Origin of the sequence: Actinacidiphila yeochonensis CN732 (assembly GCF_000745345.1) — a bacterium.
GTDB lineage: Bacteria > Actinomycetota > Actinomycetes > Streptomycetales > Streptomycetaceae > Actinacidiphila > Actinacidiphila yeochonensis.
The window spans coordinates 1-16,313 of record NZ_JQNR01000005.1 but is presented as its reverse complement, the minus strand read 5'-3'; the positions used below and the strand labels follow the sequence as shown (position 1 = coordinate 16,313).

The following is a 16,313-nucleotide window of genomic DNA, read 5'->3' as shown; positions in this document are numbered from 1 at the left end:
GAGGGGGCTCTCCGCACGACACGAGAGGGTGACCTGGCAGAGAGTCGTCGCGGCCCGCTCAAGAGTGCGGTACCGTCCAACGTCGTGAGCCCTGTACGTCGCTGTTCGCGCACCGCTTGCGGCCGTCCCGCCGTCGCGACGCTGACGTACGTCTACGCGGACTCCACCGCCGTGCTGGGCCCGCTGGCCACCTACGCCGAGCCCCACTGCTACGACCTGTGCTCGGAGCACTCGGAGCGGCTGACGGCCCCCCGCGGCTGGGAGGTCGTCCGGCTGGCCACCGACACCGGGCCGGTCCGCCCCAGCGGTGATGACCTCGAAGCCCTGGCCAACGCCGTACGCGAGGCCGCCCGCCCGCAGGAACGCTCCCACGGCGCCGCCGCCCGCGACATCGACCCCATGGAGGTCGCCCGCCGCGGCCACCTGCGGGTCCTGCGCTCCCCGGAGTCCTGAGCCCAGCCGTCCCCGTCCGCGTTCCTGACGCGCTGTCACGCCACACGGCCAGGTCGCCGTAGGACGGGGGAGTCGCCGGGCGGCGTGCCCCGTCTCGGATAGGTTGTGCGAGTCCGAACTGCCGGGACTCTCCAGCGAGGTACGCCGTGTCCGACCTGTCCCAGATCGTCAAGGCGTACGACGTGCGCGGTGTCGTGCCCGACCAGTGGGACGAGGGGCTCGCCGAGGTGTTCGGCGCCGCCTTCGCCACGGTCACGGACGCCCGGGCGGCCGTGGTCGGCCACGACATGCGGCCCTCCTCGCCCGGTTTGGCCCGCGCCTTCGCCCGCGGAGCCGCCTCCAGGGGCGCCGACGTCACCGAGATCGGCCTGTGCTCCACCGACGAGCTGTACTTCGCCAGCGGCCACCTCGGCCTGCCGGGAGCGATGTTCACCGCCAGCCACAACCCCGCCCGGTACAACGGCATCAAGATGTGCCGGGCCGGCGCCGCCCCGATCGGCCAGGACACCGGGCTGGCCGACATCCGCGCCCTCACCGAGGAGTGGTCCGCCGCCGGAATGCCGCCGGCGACCGCCCCCCAGGGCGCCATCACCTCCCGTGACGTCCTGGAGGAGTACGCGGGCTTCCTGCGCTCCCTGGTCGACCTGTCCGCGATGCGCCCCCTCAAGGTCGTCGTGGACGCGGGCAACGGGATGGGCGGCCACACCGTCCCCACCGTCCTGGCGGGCCTGCCCGTCGACCTGGTGCCCATGTACTTCGAACTCGACGGGACCTTCCCCAACCACGAGGCCAACCCGCTCGACCCGGCCAACCTCGTGGACCTCCAGGCCAGGGTGCGCGAGACCGGCGCCGACATCGGGCTGGCCTTCGACGGGGACGCCGACCGCTGCTTCGCCGTCGACGAGCGCGGCGCGGCCGTGCCGCCCTCCGCGGTCACCGCGCTCGTCGCCGTACGGGAACTCGCCAGGCGGCCCGGAGCCACGGTCATCCACAACCTGATCACCTCCCGGGCGGTGCCGGAGATCGTCACCGAGCACGGCGGCACCCCGGTGCGCACCCGTGTCGGCCACTCCTTCATCAAGCAGCAGATGGCCGCCACCGGCGCCGTCTTCGGCGGCGAGCACTCCGCCCACTACTACTTCCGCGAGTTCTGGAACGCCGACACCGGCATGCTCGCCGCCCTCCACCTCCTGGCCGCCCTGGGCAGCCAGGACGGCCCGCTGTCCTCCCTCGCCGCCGCCTACACGCGGTACGCGTCCTCCGGAGAGGTCAACAGCACCGTCGACGACCAGGCGGCCCGCACCGCCGCCGTCCGCGCCGCCTACGAGGGCCGGCCGGGGGTCTCCTTCGACGAACTCGACGGCCTCACCGTCTCCGGCGACGACTGGTGGTTCAACCTCCGTCCCTCCAACACCGAACCGCTGCTGCGCCTCAACGTCGAGGCCCGCGACGCGGCCGCCGTCGACCGGATCCGCGACCGCGTCCTCGGCATCGTCCGAGGCTGACCCGGCAGGCCGCGTCGGGCGGCGTCGGGCGGCGTCGGCCGCATAGGGCACAGCCCGGCCGAGCCCGCCCGGCGGACGCCACCCTCCAGCCGCACCGCGCCCCCGGACGGAGCCCCGGACGGGGCCTCCGCGGGGCACGTCCCGGAGTTGTCCACAGGCCGGGGAACGCGGCCGCCCCGCGCCCTCCGCCCGACGATAGGCTGAGGGCGCTGACAGGAAGCCACTGGCCAGCGGGCGGACCGCCGTCGGGAGCCCGTCCCGCGGCAGACAGCCCGCTGCCACGGCCGCCACCCCGCCGTACCGACCGGAGGTCGCCCGATGCCGCTCGTCGAACCCAGCCTGCTGGAAATCCTCGCCTGCCCCGCCTGCCACGCGCCCCTGCGTGAGGACGCCGACGCCGGCGAGCTGGTGTGCACCTCCGACACCTGTGGCCTCGCCTACCCGGTGCGCGACGAGATCCCCGTGCTCCTCGTCGACGAGGCCCGCCGCCCCGCCTGACCCAGGCCGTAGCCGTAACCGACCGGGAGGTCGCGTTGTTCGACGAGTCGCTGCTGGAGGACGCGGAGGCGCTCGCCCGCGCCGACAGCCACGGGCTGCTTCGCGCCGCCGCGTCCGCCGGAGCCCGGGTCCGCACCTCGCTGCGCCTCGCCGAGGAGGCCGGTGTCAGCGGCCTGCGCCCGGACGGCCGGCCGCGCGCGCTCCTCGTCGCCGGACCGGCCCCGCAGGCCACCGCCGTCGCCGACCACCTCTCCGCCCTCTGCGCGGGCAGCTGCCCCGTCGAGCTCCTCCAAGCCGACGGGCCGGCCCCCGAGCGGTCCCGGTGGCGGCTGCCCGGCTGGGCCAACCCGCTCGACCTGATCCTCCTGGTCACCCCGCACGGCACCGAGAGCGGGCTGACCGACCTCGTCGAGCAGGCGTACCGCCGCGGCAGCACAGCCTGCGCCGTCACCCCGGCCGGCTCCCCCCTCGCAGAGGCGGTCGCCCAGGTCCGCGGCATGGCCCTGCCCTTCGCCGACGGTGCCCCGGCCGCCGCGCCGCCCGGCCCCCCGACTCCGGGGCCTTCTGGGCCATGCTGACCCCGTTGCTGGCCCTCACCGACCGGCTGGGGCTCACCAGCACCCCCGGCGACGCGCTGCACGCCCTCGCCGACCGGCTCGACGCGGCAGCCACCCGCTGCGGCCCCGCCGTCGCCACCTACACCAACCCCGCCAAGACGCTGGCCGCCGAACTCGACGCGTCCCTGCCCCTGCTCTGGAGCCAGGGACGCGTGGCCGCGGCCGCCGGCCGCCGCTTCGCCGCGGTGCTCGCAGCCCAGGCCCGCAGACCCGCCCTCGCCGCGGCGCTGCCCGCCGCGCTCACCGCCCACGGCCCGCTGCTGGCCGGCGCCGCCGCCCAGGCCGCGGACCCCGAGGACTTCTTCCGCGACCGTGTCGAGGACCCCGGCGGGCTCCGCGTCCGCGTCGTCCTCCTCCAGGAGGCCGCCGACCAGCCGGGCTCCGCCGCGCCGGCGGCCCGCGAGCTGGCCCACGCCCACAGCACCCCGCTCAGCGAGATCACCGCTCCGGGCGGCACCCCCCTGGAGACCACCGCCGAACTCCTCGCCCTCACCGACTTCGCGGCCGCGTACCTGGCTGTCGCCACGACCGAAAGACCCCACACGGAATGAACCGGCTCACCAACACCATCCGCCCCTACGCGTGGGGTTCCGTCACCGCCATCCCCGAGCTCCTGGGCGTCGAACCCACCGGCGAGCCCCAGGCCGAGATGTGGATGGGCGCCCACCCGGGCGCGCCCTCCCTGGTCGACCGCGGCAACGGCCCGATAGCGCTCAACACCGTCATCGACGCCGATCCGGCCGCCGAACTGGGCGACGCCGCCGTCAAGCGCTTCGGCCCCCGCCTGCCCTTCCTGCTGAAGGTGCTGGCGGCGGGCGCCCCGCTCTCCCTCCAGGTCCACCCCGACCTCGACCAGGCCCGCGCCGGGTTCGCCGAGGAGGAGGCGCGAGGCGTCCCCATCGACGCGCCCGAGCGCAACTACAAGGACGCCAACCACAAGCCGGAGATGATCGTCGCGCTGTCCCCCTTCGAGGGACTGTGCGGCTTCCGCCGCCCCGAGGAGGCCGCCGACCTCATCGAAGCCCTCGGTGTCCCCGGTCTCACCCCCTACGTCGACATCCTCCGCGCCAAGCCCGAGGACCAGGCCCTGCGCGAGGTGCTGGCCGCCATCCTGGGCGCCGACCCCGAGGAGTCCGCCGACGCCGTCCGTGCCGCCACCGAGGCCGCCGCCCGGCTGGCGGAACAGCCCGGACCGTACGCCGCCGCCTACGCCGGCTGCGCCCAGGCGGCCCACAGCTTCCCCGGCGACCGCGGCATCCTGGCCGCGATGCTCCTCAACCACGTCCAGCTCCAGCCGGGTGAGGCCCTCTACCTCGGAGCCGGAGTCCCGCACGCCTACCTCGACGGCCTCGGCGTCGAGATCATGGCCAACTCCGACAACGTCCTGCGCTGCGGCCTGACCCCGAAGCACATCGACGTCCCCGAACTCCAGCGCGTCGTCCGCTTCGAGTCCGGCGACCCCGGCGTGCTGCGCCCCGAGGCAGCCCCCGACGGCGAGGAGCTCTACCCGGCGCCCATCGACGAGTTCCGGCTCTCCCGCTACGTGCTCGCCCCCGGCGCCGACCCCCGCGCGCTCGCCGCGGGCACCCCCCAGATCCTGCTGTGCACCGGCGGCGAGGTCCACCTGCGGCACCAGGGCGACCCGGCCGGCGGCCTCACCCTCAGCCAGGGGGAGTCCGCCTTCGTCCCCGCCTCCGAGAAGGTCGAACTCACCGGCGACGGCACCGTCTTCCGGGCCACCGTCACCGCCTGACCGCAGTCCGCCGCGGCCGACTGCAAGAATGGCCGACCGCATCGCCGGAACCGGCCGGGGCGCCCTTGCCCCGGCCGCCGAGCCGACCGAAGGGATCTCCACCCAGCATGAGCGCGTCAGGCGGAACCAAGGCGGTCATGGCGGCACTCGGCTCCAACCTCGCCATCGCCGTGGCGAAGTTCGTGGCCTTCGCCTTCAGCGGCTCCTCCTCGATGCTCGCCGAGGGCGTGCACTCCCTGGCCGACTCCGGCAACCAGTTCCTCCTCCTCATCGGCGGCAACCGCGCCAAGCGCGCGGCCAACGACGAGCACCCCTTCGGCTACGGCCGGGAGCGCTACGTCTACGGCTTCCTCGTCTCCATCGTCCTGTTCTCCGTCGGCGGCATGTTCGCGCTGTACGAGGGCTACGAGAAGGTCCGCCACCCGCACGCCATCCACGACTGGTACTGGCCGGTCGGGGTCCTCGTCTTCGCGATCATCGCCGAGGGCTTCTCCTTCCGCACCGCCATGAAGGAGTCCAACCACACCCGCGGCGACCTCAGCTGGGTCCAGTTCATCCGCCGGGCCAAGGCTCCCGAACTCCCCATCGTGCTGATGGAGGACTTCGGCGCGCTGATCGGCCTGGTGCTCGCCCTGGCCGGCGTGGGCACCGCCCTCGCCACCGGCAGCGGCGTCTGGGACGGCGTCGGCACCCTGTGCATCGGTGCCCTGCTCATCTGCATCGCTCTCGTCCTGGCCGCCGAGACCAAGTCGCTCCTCATCGGTGAGGGCGCGGCCCCCGAGTCCGTGGCCCGCATCCGCGCCGCCGCGGTCGACGGAGCCACCGTCACCGGCGTCATCCACATGCGCACCCTCCACCTGGGCCCCGAGGAACTCCTCGTCGCTGCCAAGATCGCGGTCAGCCACGACGACACCGCGACCGAGGTCGCCCGCGCCATCGACGCCGCAGAGGAGCGCATCCGCGCCGCCGTCCCCATCGCCCGGGTGATCTACCTCGAACCGGACATCTACAGCGACGCCGCCGCGGCGGCGGGGCCCGATCCGGACCAGAACCCCGGCGGGCGCTGACCGCGGCCCCCTGCGCGCGGTCACGCATGCGGTGTAGATTCGGGGGCAGCCAGACGTCGCTGCTGATGGCGGTCGGGCGGTCCCGCCAAGGTGACCGGCCGAGGGAGAGAGGGCCTCCGACGGATTGCGCTGCCGCAGAGGACGGGTGTGCCCGAACCGGGCGCCACCCGGCCCGCCGCGCGGCGCGCACCGCCCTGTCCACCTCGACCACGAGGAGCAGCACGCATGACGACCACCGCAACGGACTTCAAGGTCGCGGACCTCTCCCTCGCCGCCTTCGGCCGCAAGGAGATCACTCTCGCCGAGCACGAGATGCCCGGCCTGATGTCCCTGCGCAAGGAGTACGGCCCCGCCCAGCCGCTGGCCGGCGCCCGCATCACCGGCTCGCTGCACATGACCGTGCAGACCGCCGTCCTCATCGAGACCCTCACCGCCCTCGGCGCCCGGGTCCGCTGGGCCTCCTGCAACATCTTCTCCACCCAGGACCACGCCGCGGCCGCCATCGCCGTGGGCCCCGACGGCACCCCGGACAGCCCCCAGGGCGTTCCCGTCTTCGCCTGGAAGGGCGAGACGCTCGAAGAGTACTGGTGGTGCACCGAGCAGGCCCTGACCTGGAGCGACTCGCCCACCGGCGGCCCCAACATGATCCTGGACGACGGCGGCGACGCCACGCTCCTGGTCCACAAGGGCGTCGAGTTCGAGAAGGCCGGAGCCGTTCCGGACACGACGGACGCCGACAGCGAGGAGTACGGCTACATCCTCTCGCTGCTGCGCCGCACGCTCTCCGAGACCCCGCAGAAGTGGACGCAGCTGGCGTCCGAGATCCGCGGCGTCACCGAGGAGACCACCACCGGCGTGCACCGCCTGTACGAGATGCAGCAGGAAGGAACGCTGCTCTTCCCGGCGATCAACGTCAACGACGCCGTCACCAAGTCGAAGTTCGACAACAAGTACGGCTGCCGCCACTCCCTCGTCGACGGCATCAACCGCGCCACCGACGTCCTGATCGGCGGCAAGGTCGCCGTGGTCTGCGGATACGGCGACGTCGGCAAGGGCTGCGCGGAGTCCCTGCGCGGCCAGGGCGCCCGGGTGATCATCACCGAGATCGACCCCATCTGCGCCCTCCAGGCGGCGATGGACGGCTACCAGGTGAGCACCCTGGACGACGTCGTCGAGATCGCCGACATCTTCGTCACCACCACCGGCAACCGCGACATCATCATGGCCGCCGACATGACGCGGATGAAGCACCAGGCGATCGTCGGCAACATCGGCCACTTCGACAACGAGATCGACATGGCCGGCCTCGCCAAGATCCCGGGCATCGTCAAGGACGAGGTCAAGCCGCAGGTCCACACCTGGACCTTCCCCGACGGCAAGACGATCATCGTGCTGTCCGAGGGCCGCCTGCTCAACCTGGGCAACGCCACCGGCCACCCGTCCTTCGTGATGTCGAACTCCTTCGCGGACCAGACCCTGGCCCAGATCGAGCTCTTCACCAAGCCCGAGGAGTACCCGATCGGCGTCTACGTGCTCCCCAAGCACCTGGACGAGAAGGTCGCGCGGCTCCACCTGGACGCCCTCGGCGTCAAGCTCACCACGCTCCGCCCGGAGCAGGCCGCCTACATCGGCGTCAAGGTCGACGGCCCGTACAAGGCCGACCACTACCGCTACTGAGGCCGACGCCGAGCGGACCGCCCGTCTACGGCGCGTCCTGCCCGGCGCAACCCGACCGACCACCGGACCAAGGCCCCCGTCTCGCCCGCGAGGCGGGGGCCTCGTCAGACACCGAGACCCCACCATGCCCCGCGGCCGCTACTCGTTCCACGACACCCACGACCACACCCCCCTCGGGGAAGAGCACTTCCACTGCGCCACCGGCCCCTCCGGATGGCGCTACACGGCACAGACGACCGCGCCCGCGGGAGACCACACGGGCTCCATCGACCTCACCATCGACGACCTCGGCCGTCCGATCCGCCTCGAACTCCTCTCCGGCAGCTGGCAGGTACGAGCCGCGGCCGTCGACGGGGTGACCTGGGTCCGCACGGACCCCACCGGCGAGCACGCCCAGGAGGGCAACGCGCCGGCCCACGCCTTCACCGGCGTATCGCCCGCCTTCTGGATCGCCACGGCCCGGCTGCTCCGCCTCGGACCCGGCGGCCCGGCCACGCGCGTACGTCTCGTCTCATTCCAGGCCCCCGTCCTCGCTCCGCTCACCGTCGACCAGGCGTGGTCGCTCCTGGACAGGACAGCACACACCACCGACAGCGGAGTCCTGGCTGTGGACAACTACCGTGTCGACGACCTCGCCACCGGCGACCGGCACGACGTGCACATCGCCGGCGACGTCGTGCTCGCGGCACCCGGCGTGGAGCTGGAGGAGCTCGACACGCCACCGTCCAGCTTCACCTGATTTGACGCTCCCCTAGCGGCGCTGTAGGTTTGAACGGTTGTCGCGGCCCGGAGGGTACGGGCGGACGACCTCCGAACATCGCTGCTTCACCTGTCGAAGACACCCCCGCTCCGGCCGAGAGAAATCTCAGTTGGAATATGCGTGTCCCCGAAACGGTGGACGGTAAATGGGACTCGAAAGAGCCTGGTAGAGTCGGAGACGCAACAAAGAGCAGCAAAAAGACAGACCCCGCTGACCGGGGGTCAGGCGCCGGAAAGCGTCTGATAGAGTCGGAAACGCAGAACGAAAGAAAAACCCCGCCGACGGGGATCGGACACTGGAAAGCGTCTGATAGAGTCGGAGACACGAAGGGAAAGCCCGGAGGGCAGCCGGAGACGGTGACCGAAGGAAGCGTCCGTTCCTTGAGAACTCAACAGCGTGCCAAAAGTCAACGCCAGATATGTTGATACCCCGTCTCTCGGAGATCATCTCTGAGGACGAGGTTCCTTTGAAGAAAAACACACAGCGAGGACGCTGTGCACGGTCCGGCTTATTCCGTTGGACTGTGCCGCTCTTTCGCGGGTGTTGCCAGGATTACCTGGAAGCATTCACGGAGAGTTTGATCCTGGCTCAGGACGAACGCTGGCGGCGTGCTTAACACATGCAAGTCGAACGGTGAAGCCCTTCGGGGTGGATCAGTGGCGAACGGGTGAGTAACACGTGGGCAATCTGCCCTGCACTCTGGGACAAGCCCTGGAAACGGGGTCTAATACCGGATACGACCTGTCCTCGCATGGGGACGGGTGGAAAGCTCCGGCGGTGCAGGATGAGCCCGCGGCCTATCAGCTTGTTGGTGGGGTGATGGCCTACCAAGGCGACGACGGGTAGCCGGCCTGAGAGGGCGACCGGCCACACTGGGACTGAGACACGGCCCAGACTCCTACGGGAGGCAGCAGTGGGGAATATTGCACAATGGGCGAAAGCCTGATGCAGCGACGCCGCGTGAGGGATGACGGCCTTCGGGTTGTAAACCTCTTTCAGCAGGGAAGAAGCGCAAGTGACGGTACCTGCAGAAGAAGCACCGGCTAACTACGTGCCAGCAGCCGCGGTAATACGTAGGGTGCGAGCGTTGTCCGGAATTATTGGGCGTAAAGAGCTCGTAGGCGGTTTGTCACGTCGGATGTGAAAGCCCGGGGCTTAACTCCGGGTCTGCATTCGATACGGGCAGGCTAGAGTTCGGTAGGGGAGATCGGAATTCCTGGTGTAGCGGTGAAATGCGCAGATATCAGGAGGAACACCGGTGGCGAAGGCGGATCTCTGGGCCGATACTGACGCTGAGGAGCGAAAGCGTGGGGAGCGAACAGGATTAGATACCCTGGTAGTCCACGCCGTAAACGTTGGGAACTAGGTGTGGGCGACATTCCACGTCGTCCGTGCCGCAGCTAACGCATTAAGTTCCCCGCCTGGGGAGTACGGCCGCAAGGCTAAAACTCAAAGGAATTGACGGGGGCCCGCACAAGCGGCGGAGCATGTGGCTTAATTCGACGCAACGCGAAGAACCTTACCAAGGCTTGACATACACCAGAAAGCTCTGGAGACAGAGCCCCCCTTGTGGTTGGTGTACAGGTGGTGCATGGCTGTCGTCAGCTCGTGTCGTGAGATGTTGGGTTAAGTCCCGCAACGAGCGCAACCCTTGTCCTGTGTTGCCAGCAGGCCCTTGTGGTGCTGGGGACTCACAGGAGACCGCCGGGGTCAACTCGGAGGAAGGTGGGGACGACGTCAAGTCATCATGCCCCTTATGTCTTGGGCTGCACACGTGCTACAATGGCCGGTACAATGAGCTGCGATACCGTGAGGTGGAGCGAATCTCAAAAAGCCGGTCTCAGTTCGGATTGGGGTCTGCAACTCGACCCCATGAAGTCGGAGTCGCTAGTAATCGCAGATCAGCATTGCTGCGGTGAATACGTTCCCGGGCCTTGTACACACCGCCCGTCACGTCACGAAAGTCGGTAACACCCGAAGCCGGCGGCCTAACCCCTTGTGGGAGGGAGTCGTCGAAGGTGGGACTGGCGATTGGGACGAAGTCGTAACAAGGTAGCCGTACCGGAAGGTGCGGCTGGATCACCTCCTTTCTAAGGAGCACTTCCTACCATCGCAAGGTGGTCAGGGGGCCAGTTCATCGGCGAGTGTCCGGTGCTGGTTGCTCATGGGTGGAACGTTGACTATTCGGCACTGCCGGTTCGCCGGCTCGATCTAGTACGACCTCTTCGGGGGTATGGAACGGTGGGGTCGGGGGTGGTGGTGTCGGGCACGCTGTTGGGTCCTGAGGGAATGCCGTTGGTGTTCCTTCGTGTTATCGGGACCTGTCGGATCATGCTTTCGGGTGTGGTTTGTGGGTGACCGGTCGTGGCTTGAGAACTGAACAGTGGACGCGAGCATCTGTGGCCAATTTACTAAGGGCGCACGGTGGATGCCTTGGCACCAGGAACCGATGAAGGACGTGGGAGGCCACGATAGGCCCCGGGGAGCTGTCAACCAAGCTTTGATCCGGGGGTGTCCGAATGGGGAAACCCGGCAGTCGTCATGGGCTGTCACCCGCTGCTGAACTCATAGGCAGTGTGGAGGGAACGCGGGGAAGTGAAACATCTCAGTACCCGCAGGAAGAGAAAACAACCGTGATTCCGGGAGTAGTGGCGAGCGAAACCGGATGAGGCCAAACCGTTGGCGTGTGATACCCGGCAGGGGTTGCGTCAGCGGGGTTGTGGGAGTTTCCTTGATCGGTCTGCCGGCCGGTCGGAGAGTCAGAAACCGTATGTGTAGGCGAAGGGCATGCGAAAGGCCCGGCGTAGAGGGTAAGACCCCCGTAGCTGAAATGTGTACGGCTCTCTTGGAGATCACCCAAGTAGCACAGGGCCCGAGAAATCCTGTGTGAATCTGGCGGGACCACCCGTTAAGCCTAAATATTCCCTGGTGACCGATAGCGGATAGTACCGTGAGGGAATGGTGAAAAGTACCGCGGGAGCGGAGTGAAATAGTACCTGAAACCGTGTGCCTACAAGCCGTGGGAGCGTCGCAGTGTGTGCTTGCATGCACTGTCGTGACTGCGTGCCTTTTGAAGAATGAGCCTGCGAGTTTGCGGTGTGTTGCGAGGTTAACCCGTGTGGGGGAGCCGTAGCGAAAGCGAGTCCGAATAGGGCGTTTCAGTAGCACGCTCAAGACCCGAAGCGGAGTGATCTAGCCATGGGCAGGTTGAAGCGCGGGTAAGACCGTGTGGAGGACCGAACCCACCAGGGTTGAAAACCTGGGGGATGACCTGTGGTTAGGGGTGAAAGGCCAATCAAACTCCGTGATAGCTGGTTCTCCCCGAAATGCATTTAGGTGCAGCGTCGTGTGTTTCTTGCCGGAGGTAGAGCACTGGATAGGCGATGGGCCCTACCGGGTTACTGACCTTAGCCAAACTCCGAATGCCGGTAAGTGAGAGCGCGGCAGTGAGACTGTGGGGATAAGCTCCATGGTCGAGAGGGAAACAGCCCAGAGCATCGACTAAGGCCCTAAGCGTATGCTAAGTGGGAAAGGATGTGGAGTCGCAGAGACAACCAGGAGGTTGGCTTAGAAGCAGCCACCCTTGAAAGAGTGCGTAATAGCTCACTGGTCTAGTGATTCTGCGCCGACAATGTAGCGGGGCTCAAGTATACCGCCGAAGTCGTGTCATTGCAGCATTACCCCAACGGGGGCTGTGATGGGTAGGGGAGCGTCGTGTGCCGGGTGAAGCCGCACTGGAAGGTAGTGGTGGACGGTTCACGAGTGAGAATGCAGGCATGAGTAGCGATTCAAACGTGGGAAACGTTTGCGCCGATTGACTAAGGGTTCCTGGGTCAAGCTGATCTGCCCAGGGTAAGTCGGGACCTAAGGCGAGGCCGACAGGCGTAGTCGATGGACAACCGGTTGATATTCCGGTACCCGCTATGAAGCGCCCAGTATCGAATCCTCTGATGCTAAGGCCGTGAAGCCGCCCTTGATCTCTTCGGAGTGATGGGGAGTGGTGGAGCCGCTGATCCGAGGGGGTAGTAGGTAAGTGATGGGGTGACGCAGGAAGGTAGTCCAGCCGGGCGGTGGTTGTCCCGGGGTAAGGGTGTAGCCCGGACGGTAGGTAAATCCGTCGTCCATGCAGGGTGAGACCTGATGCCGAGCCGATTGTGGTGAAGTGGATGATCCTATGCTGTCGAGAAAAGCCTCTAGCGAGTTTCATGGCGGCCCGTACCCTAAACCGACTCAGGTGGTCAGGTAGAGAATACCGAGGCGTTCGGGTGAACTATGGTTAAGGAACTCGGCAAAATGCCCCCGTAACTTCGGGAGAAGGGGGGCCATTCTGGTGATGGGCCTTGCGCTCTGAGCTGGGGGTGGCCGCAGAGACCAGCGAGAAGCGACTGTTTACTAAAAACACAGGTCCGTGCGAAGCCGTAAGGCGATGTATACGGACTGACGCCTGCCCGGTGCTGGAACGTTAAGGGGACCGGTTAGTCACATTTCGGTGTGGCGAAGCTGAGAACTTAAGCGCCAGTAAACGGCGGTGGTAACTATAACCATCCTAAGGTAGCGAAATTCCTTGTCGGGTAAGTTCCGACCTGCACGAATGGCGTAACGACTTCTCGACTGTCTCAACCATAGGCCCGGTGAAATTGCACTACGAGTAAAGATGCTCGTTTCGCGCAGCAGGACGGAAAGACCCCGGGACCTTTACTATAGCTTGATATTGGTGTTCGGTTCGGCTTGTGTAGGATAGGTGGGAGACTGTGAGACCATGGCGCCAGCCGTGGTGGAGTCGCTGTTGAAATACCACTCTGGTCGTGCTGGATGTCTAACCTCGGTCCGTGATCCGGATCAGGGACAGTGTCTGGTGGGTAGTTTAACTGGGGCGGTTGCCTCCTAAAGGGTAACGGAGGCGCCCAAAGGTTCCTCAGCCTGGTTGGCAATCAGGTGGTGAGTGTAAGTGCACAAGGGAGCTTGACTGTGAGACTGACGGGTCGAGCAGGTACGAAAGTAGGGACTAGTGATCCGGCGGTGGCTTGTGGAAGCGCCGTCGCTCAACGGATAAAAGGTACCCCGGGGATAACAGGCTGATCTTCCCCAAGAGTCCATATCGACGGGATGGTTTGGCACCTCGATGTCGGCTCGTCGCATCCTGGGGCTGGAGTCGGTCCCAAGGGTTGGGCTGTTCGCCCATTAAAGCGGTACGCGAGCTGGGTTTAGAAACGTCGTGAGACAGTTCGGTCCCTATCCGCTGCGCGCGTTGGAGTCTTGAGAAGGGCTGTCCCTAGTACGAGAGGACCGGGACGGACGGACTCTGGTGTGCCAGTTGTTCTGCCAAGGGCATGGCTGGTTGGCTACGTTCGGGAGGGATAACCGCTGAAAGCATCTAAGCGGGAAGCCTGCTTCGAGATGAGGACTCCACCCCCTTGAGGGGTAAGGCTCCAGTAGACGACTGGGTTGATAGGCCGGATGTGGAGCACCGTGAGGTGTGGAGCTGACCGGTACTAATAGGCCGAGGGATTGTCCATGTATGCTCGCGTCCACTGTTTGGTTCCCGGGTTGCGAAAGGTCGCACCGGTGAACTGGTTAATTGAAGATCGTGCTGGTTCCTGGAGCCTTGTCGACGCCCCTGTGTGATGTGGGGGTGGCCCGATAGAGTTTCGGTGGTCATAGCGAGAGGGAAACGCCCGGTTACATTCCGAACCCGGAAGCTAAGCCTTTCAGCGCCGATGGTACTGCAGGGGGGACCCTGTGGGAGAGTAGGACGCCGCCGAACAATCATTCAGCGTCAGCCCCGTACTTCTGAAGTACGGGGCTGACGCTTTTTTCATGCCCATTTTCGTGCCCTTTGGGGCCCGCCGCCTCGCGTGCGCCTTCATGCCGGGGGCTGGGTGCGATGCTCCTGCGGCCGCCCTCTCCTCCAGCACCCAGCAACCCAGCACTTCCAGGGCCCGGACGTTGCACCTTGCCGCTGGCTGTCCCGGACCGTCCCGGACCACCCGCCAGGCCGGTAAGTCAGGGAGGCCCCGTTCCTCCCCGGAGTTCGCCCGCCGGCCCGGCCGGCAGGGAGACCAGCCGGCCGGGCCCGGGAAGGGAAGGAATAGGAAAGGGACGGGGAAGGAATCAGCGCTGCTGGGCCTGAGCCGCCTGAGCGAGCTCGATGTCGAGGGATTCACGCCGGATGCGCTGGTCGACGTACAGCAGCGCGATCACACCGGCCATGACCGGCATCGTGAACGCGCTGGCGATCGCCTGTCCGACACCGACGATGATGAGGTACGTCCAGCCCGGATGGCCGGAGTCCGTCAGCACACTGTCGCCGGTGAACCAGGAGGCGAGGCCCGCGAAGGGGAGCTGAGCCACGGACGAGGCCAGGACGGCCAGGAGAGCGCGAGGATCTGGATGCCCAGGACCCGCCACCAGGCGCCCCGCACCAGCTTGGCCGAGCGCTTCAGGGCCGCGAAGACCTTCTGGCGTTCCAGGACGAGGGCCGGTGGAGCGAGGGAGAGCAGCACCCACAGCCAGATGACACAGGCCGAACCGACGATCGCGCCCAGCACTGTCAGTGCTGCGCCCGCATCATCCGACCCGGCTGCGATGAGCAGGATCCCCGGAAGCATCGCGATCAGCAGCACTACCACGTAGCCGACGGACATCAGCAACGTGAGCCCACCAGCCTGGGCAGGCGGGGCCGGGCGTCGCGCCACATGGCCGAGGCGTCACCGTCCAGCCGAACACCGCGCGGCTGACCACCGTCGTCAGCACCGCCGTCACCAGGAGGACGCCGAACGCCATGAGGAGCCCGCTATGAGGGTCGGCCAGTAGGCGTCGCGGTAGGCGGACACGATGTCGTGCATCGAGGGGTTCTGCTCGTGCGTCAGCCTGTTGAGACGGCCGTTGTCGGTATAGGCGTGCTGGGTGACGACGCTGACGGCCTGGGTGACGGCTCCACGCCCAAGGTGAGGGGGAGGACGGACCGCCAGTGCAGGCGTACCGTGCTGATCGCGCCGTCGAGGATCTCGCCGAAGCCGAGCGGCCGCAGCGGGATCACGCCTGGCTTGGGGGCCTGCGGAGCCCCGTTCCAGCCGGCGCCCCAACCGCCGTTCCAGCCACCGCCCGGGCCTGGCGCTGCCACCCGGACTGCTGCCCGCCGGGTCGTTGGACCTGAGGCCCCCAGCGTGGGCCGCCCTGGTACTGCGGCGGCTGAGGAGCCGAAGGCCCGGCCGGCGGAAGGCCGGCGGAGGTCCATCCGGCCTGCGGCGGCGGCTGTCGGTGGGACCAGCCGGCGGGCGGTGCTCCCGGCGGAGCGGATGGCGGGCCGGACTCGTCGTCAGCACCGATCCGTTGTCGCTCCGCTCCCGCGGACTCGCCTGACGCGGCGGCGGGTTCGACTCTCCCGGCACCGTCGCCGGCTCCGCCCGTCGGTCGGCGTGACCCTGTCCGGAACCCCGACCCTCGGAAGTGTCCGCGGACGCGTCGTCAGCGGGCCGCTCGTTCGGAGCGGATGGCACGGATGAATGCGGAGCGGATGGCACGGATGAATGCGGAGCGGATGGCACGGACGGATCAGGGCCTGGGACGGGCGGATCGGGGTCCTGGGTGGACGGATCGGGGCGGTCGCCGTCTCGCGGCTCGCGGGAGTCGGAGGGTCCGGGCGATGCCCAGCCCGGATTGTCGGTCATCGGAGGCTGCCCCTTTGGGTTGCACGGCCTGTTCGGAGCGCCATCGTGTCACGGGCTCACGTCAGGGCGCCGTGTGGAGGCAGACTGAGGGGATGGCTGATCAAGCGACGCGAGCTGAGAACGCTGCCCCCCCGCACTGCGCTGGGCGGAGCCGCCCGAGGGGCCGGTCCTGGTGCTGTTGGACCAGACCCGGTTGCCCCACGAGGAAGTCGAGTTGGTGTGCACGGACGTGCACGCACTGGTGGCGCGATACGGTCGCTGGCCGTCCGTGGCGCCCCGTTGTTGGGCCTGGCCGGCGCCTACGGGGTGGCGC

The 16,313-nt window shown here is 67.6% G+C and carries 11 protein-coding genes, 3 rRNA genes and 1 pseudogene; 13 read left to right on the top strand and 2 right to left on the bottom strand.

Translation table 11 applies throughout. The annotated features are described in order from the left end of the window. The first annotated feature begins 33 nt into the window (after window positions 1-33). The 12 genes from BS72_RS12295 to rrf all read left to right on the top strand — a co-directional run bounded on the left by BS72_RS12295 (window position 34) and on the right by rrf (window position 14,094). Window positions 34-453: a DUF3499 domain-containing protein gene (locus BS72_RS12295; protein WP_078901792.1), complete on the top strand. Its 420-nt coding sequence runs from the start codon at window positions 34-36 to the stop codon at window positions 451-453. Window positions 454-599: 146 nt separating this feature from the next. Continuing rightward, window positions 600-1,958, top strand: a complete 1,359-nt coding sequence (locus BS72_RS12290; protein WP_037910301.1) for a phosphomannomutase/phosphoglucomutase — start codon at window positions 600-602, stop codon at window positions 1,956-1,958. A gap of 318 nt (window positions 1,959-2,276) precedes the next feature. Further along, on the top strand, window positions 2,277-2,456 hold the full coding sequence (locus BS72_RS12285; protein WP_037910297.1) for a Trm112 family protein: 180 nt from the start codon (window positions 2,277-2,279) through the stop codon (window positions 2,454-2,456). Between the two features lie 35 nt (window positions 2,457-2,491). Next, window positions 2,492-3,034, top strand: coding sequence for a hypothetical protein (locus BS72_RS39885; protein WP_407638966.1), 543 nt, complete (start codon window positions 2,492-2,494; stop codon window positions 3,032-3,034). Then, on the top strand, window positions 3,028-3,624 hold the full coding sequence (locus BS72_RS39880; protein ID WP_407638965.1) for an SIS domain-containing protein: 597 nt from the start codon (window positions 3,028-3,030) through the stop codon (window positions 3,622-3,624). The genes BS72_RS39885 and BS72_RS39880 overlap by 7 nt, the downstream gene beginning before the upstream one ends. Continuing rightward, window positions 3,621-4,826 carry a mannose-6-phosphate isomerase, class I gene (gene manA / locus BS72_RS12275; protein WP_037910296.1) on the top strand — a complete coding sequence of 402 codons (1,206 nt, stop codon included), beginning with the start codon at window positions 3,621-3,623 and terminating at the stop codon, window positions 4,824-4,826. The genes BS72_RS39880 and manA overlap by 4 nt, the downstream gene beginning before the upstream one ends. A 107-nt stretch (window positions 4,827-4,933) precedes the next feature. Then, window positions 4,934-5,893 carry a cation diffusion facilitator family transporter gene (locus BS72_RS12270; protein ID WP_037910295.1) on the top strand — a complete coding sequence of 320 codons (960 nt, stop codon included), beginning with the start codon at window positions 4,934-4,936 and terminating at the stop codon, window positions 5,891-5,893. A gap of 225 nt (window positions 5,894-6,118) precedes the next feature. Beyond that, window positions 6,119-7,570, top strand: coding sequence for an adenosylhomocysteinase (gene ahcY / locus BS72_RS12265; protein WP_037910293.1), 1,452 nt, complete (start codon window positions 6,119-6,121; stop codon window positions 7,568-7,570). Between the two features lie 124 nt (window positions 7,571-7,694). After that, window positions 7,695-8,309, top strand: a complete 615-nt coding sequence (locus BS72_RS12260; RefSeq protein ID WP_037910291.1) for a hypothetical protein — start codon at window positions 7,695-7,697, stop codon at window positions 8,307-8,309. Window positions 8,310-8,895: 586 nt separating this feature from the next. After that, window positions 8,896-10,420: ribosomal RNA gene (locus tag BS72_RS12255) — 16S ribosomal RNA — on the top strand. A gap of 311 nt (window positions 10,421-10,731) precedes the next feature. Next, window positions 10,732-13,846 (top strand): 23S ribosomal RNA (locus BS72_RS12250). Between the two features lie 131 nt (window positions 13,847-13,977). Continuing rightward, a 5S ribosomal RNA gene (gene rrf, locus BS72_RS12245) occupies window positions 13,978-14,094 on the top strand. The 16S, 23S and 5S rRNA genes sit together here, the layout of an rRNA operon. 347 nt (window positions 14,095-14,441) lie before the next feature. On the opposite strand, the gene BS72_RS32255 is transcribed toward rrf, so the two are convergent. Together BS72_RS32255 and BS72_RS32250 are read right to left on the bottom strand one after the other, a co-directional pair. Beyond that, on the bottom strand, window positions 14,442-14,630 hold the full coding sequence (locus BS72_RS32255) for a hypothetical protein (protein ID WP_051951046.1): 189 nt from the start codon (window positions 14,628-14,630) through the stop codon (window positions 14,442-14,444). Next, complete coding sequence (locus BS72_RS32250) at window positions 14,624-14,974, bottom strand: hypothetical protein (RefSeq protein ID WP_051951045.1); 351 nt, start codon at window positions 14,972-14,974, stop codon at window positions 14,624-14,626. The genes BS72_RS32255 and BS72_RS32250 overlap by 7 nt, the downstream gene beginning before the upstream one ends. Before the next feature lie 1,198 nt (window positions 14,975-16,172). On the opposite strand from BS72_RS32250, the pseudogene BS72_RS39875 reads away from it, so the two are divergent. Next, window positions 16,173-16,313, top strand: a pseudogene (locus BS72_RS39875) (S-methyl-5-thioribose-1-phosphate isomerase); the annotation flags it as partial.